This window comes from Trabulsiella odontotermitis (assembly GCF_001188485.1).
Classification (GTDB): Bacteria; Pseudomonadota; Gammaproteobacteria; order Enterobacterales; family Enterobacteriaceae; genus Trabulsiella; species Trabulsiella odontotermitis_A.
This window is the reverse complement of record NZ_JNGH01000018.1, coordinates 1-1,505: the sequence shown is the minus strand read 5'-3', so window position 1 is coordinate 1,505 and position 1,505 is coordinate 1. Positions and strand designations below refer to the sequence as shown.

Sequence of the window (1,505 nt, the reverse complement as noted above, 5' to 3'; positions counted from 1 at the left end):
GCCAACCCAGCCGTCTTCCTGCATCACACGCATGGTCGGGTAGCGCGCCTGCAACGCCTGCCAGCGAGGGGTTTGCGCCAGCCGCGCGAGACGCATGCCGCGTTTCACTTCTTTAATTGACAGCGTGCGCACCGAATTGGTGAGGCGTACGCTGAGCGAGAATTTGATCATGTCGCGGTTGCTTTCGCTGTACAGCGAACGCGAAGAGCTGGTCGGCAGCCAGTGGGCGCCAGCTTCTCCCAGATCGCGCAGTGCGCCCTGCGCCACCAGCGTCTGACACCAGGCCTGGCCCAACAGATGTGCCGCCTGCCATGGATGCATTGGCACCAGCCAGCAGCTGTCGGTGAAATGGTGCAGCAGTTCAGGTGCGCTCCCGGCGGCAAAGCGCAGCAGGCGGTCACGCAGCGTGTGGCTGAGACTGTCGCCTGCCACAAACGTGCTTTCCACCGCAAACCAACGCAGCGGGAAGCGGGAGGCGAAGTCCGGCAGATAGCGACGGGCTTCCTGTTCGCTAAACGGTTCGTGGGATTTTGGTGCCGGGTGGAACGCGTGGCCGACCAGCAACGCCTGTTCCGCTTCGGCGAAATTCAGCGGTTTTGCCCGCAGTTCGCCCCAGGTATGGCGCAGATCGATAGCCTGCCAGGTGTGGGCGTGACTCTCACGAACGCGTCCGGCAAAACGGCTGAGGGTGTCATCGCTGAGATCGCGCCTGACGGCCGGTTTTGCCAGCACCCGATCGACAAGTTGGTTGAAATCAATAGTCTCGCCACGATCGCTGTCGCTGCGGACGACGGTGGCCGGGAAAAGGTATTGATGATGTTGGGTGGGTGAGAAATAGCGTAGCGGCAGGCGAATCGCCTCGTGGTCGTTCAGCGGCAGGTGGATGAAGGCGGTGTCGCCGGGCGCGGAGGCCGGGGAATAGTGCCAGTCATCGGTTTCGCGCAATAGCGCATTGAGAAAACACTGGGCCGCAACGTCTGTACCGGCATGGCGGGTCAGGGAACGCATAACAGAACTCACTCCATGAACTGATAATAATTCTCGTTATGATATTCATTCTATTTACACTGACAACCATTTTTGTAATATTTATTTGCATTAACTCCATCATTTCCTCACATTTATTGACACTATTTTCACATTTCTATGAGCACTATTCGTGACGCCGTAACGCAGGAAACAGCTTTGAAATCAACGTGGCCGCTGGCGCTGTGCGCGGAATTCGCGGCTGCAAGTTTGTGGTGCTGGCCGCGCTCCTCGGGTATCTCGGCAGCTTTGCGGTGCTGGCGCTGGTGGTGTGGGGCATGGCGAGCGGCGGTGTGGGCGTGTACGCCGGTATGGCGGGGCTGATTGTCTCGCGCACGTTGTATGGCCTGACGGTTTCCGGGATGGTGCCCGCAGCTCAGACATGGGCGATGCAGCGCGCCGGTACGGAAAACCGCATGGCGGCGCTGGCGTCGATCAGCTCCGGGTTAAGCTGCGGCCGTCTGCTCGGTCCACCGCTG

The 1,505-nt window shown here is 59.9% G+C and carries 1 protein-coding gene and 1 pseudogene; one reads left to right on the top strand and one right to left on the bottom strand.

All coding sequences use genetic code 11. The features are described from left to right. On the bottom strand, positions 1-1,008 hold a 1,008-nt coding region (locus tag GM30_RS01100; protein WP_193391759.1), incomplete at its 3' end, for an IucA/IucC family protein. A 203-nt stretch (positions 1,009-1,211) separates the two neighbouring features. Between GM30_RS01100 and GM30_RS01095 the strand changes: the two are divergent. Next, positions 1,212-1,505, top strand: a pseudogene (locus GM30_RS01095) (MFS transporter); the annotation flags it as partial.